Source organism: Brachyspira catarrhinii, from assembly GCF_005518285.1.
In the GTDB taxonomy this organism is placed as follows: Bacteria; Spirochaetota; Brachyspiria; order Brachyspirales; family Brachyspiraceae; genus Brachyspira; species Brachyspira catarrhinii.
Genome location: NZ_SJDU01000203.1, coordinates 1 through 4,197 on the forward strand (window position 1 = coordinate 1; position 4,197 = coordinate 4,197).

The following is a 4,197-nucleotide window of genomic DNA, read 5'->3' on the forward strand; positions in this document are numbered from 1 at the left end:
CTTTTCGCCAATTTGCAAATCGCGTCAAATTTTTCTTCTCCCTGCTCCATATTCGCCGAATTTATAATCGGTTTCCCGCCGTAAATTTTCAAAGCCTCTTCTATAACATTAGGCTTTATAGCGTCTATAACCAACGGAATCGATATTTGTTTTACATAAGAAGAGATTATTTTTTTTATATCTTCTATTTCGTCTCTGCCCGCCCAAGCGGCGTTTACATCGATTGCATGACTTCCCGCTTTCACTTGCTTTATTCCAATATCGAGCATTCCGTCCATATCTCCCGCAATCATAAATTCTCTAAAAACCTTACTTCCTGAAACATTACTTCTTTCTCCTATCATTAATGGAGGAATTTCTTGTTTGATATTAACAATATTAAACAAACTTGCAATATATGGACGAGGTTTATTTAATTTAGGTTTTTTAGGTTTAAAATTTTTCGCTTTTTCAGATAAAGCTTTTATATGCTCGGGAGTAGTTCCGCAACAACCTCCTATAAAAGAAAGTCCGTCCAAATTAAAAAAATCGCTGTTAATATCGGCAAATTCTTTCGGAGTCATTCCGTAATAAGCTTTTCCTCCTCTGTTTTGAGGAAGTCCCGCGTTGCTATGAATCGATACGGGCAAATAAGATATTTCCGTTAATTTTTTCAAATGTCGCATAGCCATATCCGGTCCCGTTCCGCAATTCATACCGATTGAAAATATATTTAAATTCGATAAAACCGTGTAAGCCGTTTCAATATCCGTTCCCAAAAGCATGGTTCCTTCTTTTTCTATCGTCACCGAAACCATTATTGGAATATCGCCGTCAATATCGTAGCATGCCAAAATTCCCGCCTTAAGTTGCAAAATATCTTGAGCCGTTTCAAGCAAAATAATATCCGCACCTCCGTCAATCAATCCTCTTATCGCTTCGACATATCCGTTGTAAAGTTCGTCAAAAGTTATTTGTCCCAAACTCGGAAGTCTTATTCCCGGTCCCAAACTTCCAGCGACAAAAATATCTCTATTCGCATTTGTATTTTTTTTATATTCTTCCACGCTTTCTTTTGCAATAATTGAAGATTTTTTTGCAATCTCGTAAGCCATATCGCTTATATTATATTCGCCCAAAACTGAAGGAAAAGCTCCGAAACTGTTGGTTTTTATTATATTGGCTCCAGCATTCAAATAATCCAAGTGAATTTCTTTCATTATATGTGGGGCGGTTATATTCAAAATTTCGTTGCATCCTTGAATATCGTTTCCGTTTATAATCCATTCTTCTTTTTTAATTTCTTTTTTTTGAAGTTCCGTTCCCGTAGCGCCGTCAATTATTAAATATTGATTTTCGATTAACTCTTTTAATCTTTCTTTTATTTTAATAAATTTATTCACTTTCATCCTCGTTATAATCGTTTTCAACAATGGCTCTTAATTTTTCAAGAGCTTCTTTGGTTTCATCGCTTTTAGCGTAATATAAAACTCCGCGTCCATCATCGTCCGTTGCATTTATATCCATCTTCAAATCATTAACCAAATAATCGAAAACTGAAACATTTCCTTGCAAAGCCGCCATGTGAAGTCCGTTCGCTCCGTAAGAATTTTCCCAATTAACGAAATCGGGATATTTTTGAATAAGCGCTTTTATTATATCGACTGTTCCAAACGCGCATGCATAAGCGAAAGCGTTCCATCCGTCTACGTCTCCATGCAATAAAACGGATTCATCGTTAATATTATCAAGTAAATATTGAAATATTCCCATATCTCTGTAGAATACGGCGAGCGATAGAGGATTTACTCCGTCTATAATATAACTCCCCTCTGTAAATTTATTATATTCTTCTTCTCCGTCATTATCTAATTCGGATTCGATTTGTGAGCTGTCCGATTCTATTATTTCCGCTACTCTTTGAAGGCTTCCAAATCTGATAGCTTCAAATATATTATAGTTTTCGTCATATTCGCCTTCTTCTCTTCCGCCCAAAGCAAGATAGAAAGAATTGTTCGTTTTTTCGACATATCTGCCTTGAATTTTTACGACATTAGTATATTTTTTATGATATATATTATTCGGGTTGCCTTTGACATAAGTATCGTAAATATTTTCTTCTTCAACAGTTTCGTTTTCTTTTTTGCAAGAAATAAATAAAGTCAAAATTAAAAATGTAAATAAAAGTTTTAATAATTTTTTATTCATTGTTTTTTCCATCCTTTGTTTTTTTATTAAATTTATTCTAAATTCATTAAAAATTTATAAAATAAAATTTGAATTATTATACTATATTTTTTAATATTTTTGAATTGTTATAAATGTATTTTAATGCGAATGTTTTATATTCTCTCTATAAACGGGTTGAAAAATTTCTCTTAAAAGTTTTCTGTTTAAATTTTTTCCGATAAAAACAATTTCAAGTTCGTCATTTTCTGTGGCTCCCGTAATCGCGTATCGCTCTCCCGCCACATCGAATCTGAAATAAGATTTTCCGCATTTTATAAAACCTTTAGCCCTCGCAATATCGCCGAATCTTCCTCTTATCGTATCTTCCAAAAGAATTACAAATTGATTTTCGTTTTCAATCTCGCAGCCTTTCATACTAATCGAATCGGGCATCTCTTCAGTATTTTCCGATTCTTTTTCTTTTACGGAATATTTTTCGTCCAAAAAAGATTTTAATATATTTTCCCACCATTCTTTATTTTTTTTCGTATAATGTTCTTTCAATATTTCAATTTCCGAAAGCGAAACATTATTTTTTATCAGCAGATTTTCTATTTTCTTTATTAATTCTTCGTTTTCTTCAATATCCTTTGATTCCATTTTTGATATTATTATTTTTGAAGTATTGACTAATTGGTCGATATAAATATTATCGTATGAAGAGATAAAAGAATCGAAAGCATTGCCGTCTATTACGGTTATCGGCTTAAGAAGAATGATTCTTTCGTATTCTATTTGCCTTATATTGTTTATTATATTTCCGAGTTTAGCCACTCCCGTAGGCTCGACTATCAAATATTCGGGGTCCAATGTATTCGCTATGGTTAATATCGAAGTTGCAAAATCCTGCTTCATAGAACAGCAAACGCATCCTTCGGTAAGTTCCCAAATATTCATTCCTTCGTCTTTAAGAATGTTGGAATCTATATCGACATCGCCGTATTCGTTTTCCAATATGACGAAATCTCTTCTGGTTTTATTTGCCATTTCTTTTATTAAAGTGGTTTTTCCCGCTCCCAAGAATCCAGAAACTATAAGTATTTTCATTTTTTATCCCGCTTAATTTTTTTAATATTTTAATCGTTTAATTAACGAAGCCTTTTAAATATTAGCTCTCCATCGTCCAAAGTTTTAATTTTAATTCCGTCAATCGTAAATTCTATAGAATAAGCTTTCGTTATATAATCTATATATTCTTTTTCTATTTCCTCGATTTCCGCCATTTCGTTCATTTTAGTCATTGATATATTTCTAAACAAAACATTATTTCCTCTTCTAATTTCATATTCTCCAAAATAAGTGTTGAATCCGCTGTAGCCGTAAAATTCTTTTTCGTAAAATGAAATCGTTATTCCCGCATCGGCGAACATATTGACTAATTGATAGGTTTTGCCGTTTAATGTGCTTACCGACATATTCAAAGTTTCTCTATAAGTGGAACAGGAATTTATATTTATAAGAAAAATAAAAATAATAAAAAATAATATAATTTTCTTTATAATAAACATGAATTAAAATTCCTCGAATACCAAATTCTCGCCCGAAAGCAAAGTATAAATAGTTAATTTGTTTCCGCTGATTTTATAAGAAGTCGCGTCTTTTAGCATATTCAAATATTTACTTTCCGCATCTCTATATTCTTTGCTCGCCGTTTTTTTCGTAGTCGCTATATCTTTAACGCTAAAAATATCTCCGTCCGTCAAATATTCTGAAAAATAATTATTGATTGCCGAAAATCCGTAAACTTTATCCTCGCCAAATTCTATCGTTATATTCATTTCGGGATATAAACTTACTAATTTGAATTTTCTTCCTTTGAGTTTATTATTAGTTTCGATTTCTTCAATTTGAATTTCATTTTGAACTTCTTTAATTTCTTTCGTTGTCGAACAGGAATATAATATTAACGAAATTATTATAAAAATTATTATAAAATTATTCTTCATAATCAATATGAATCCTTTTTTATATTTTTCGGTAAAAAATCTT

General features: G+C 31.7%; 5 protein-coding genes. All 5 read right to left on the minus strand.

Annotated features, from left to right (window positions below):
• The coding region (locus tag EZH24_RS07975; RefSeq protein ID WP_236847119.1) for a homocysteine S-methyltransferase family protein at nucleotides 1-1,382 on the minus strand (1,382 nt) is incomplete at its 3' end.
• Nucleotides 1,375-2,187, minus strand: coding sequence for an ankyrin repeat domain-containing protein (locus EZH24_RS07980; RefSeq protein ID WP_137998595.1), 813 nt, complete (start codon nucleotides 2,185-2,187; stop codon nucleotides 1,375-1,377). The genes EZH24_RS07980 and EZH24_RS07975, both read right to left, overlap by 8 nt.
• Nucleotides 2,188-2,307: 120 nt before the next feature.
• Nucleotides 2,308-3,255 carry a CobW family GTP-binding protein gene (locus EZH24_RS07985; RefSeq protein ID WP_137998596.1) on the minus strand — a complete coding sequence of 316 codons (948 nt, stop codon included), beginning with the start codon at nucleotides 3,253-3,255 and terminating at the stop codon, nucleotides 2,308-2,310.
• A 41-nt stretch (nucleotides 3,256-3,296) separates the two neighbouring features.
• Nucleotides 3,297-3,716: an META domain-containing protein gene (locus EZH24_RS07990; RefSeq protein ID WP_236847120.1), complete on the minus strand. Its 420-nt coding sequence runs from the start codon at nucleotides 3,714-3,716 to the stop codon at nucleotides 3,297-3,299.
• Nucleotides 3,717-3,719: 3 nt separating this feature from the next.
• Nucleotides 3,720-4,197, minus strand: a 478-nt coding sequence (locus EZH24_RS07995; RefSeq protein WP_236847121.1) for an META domain-containing protein, incomplete at its 5' end; no start/stop codon positions are given.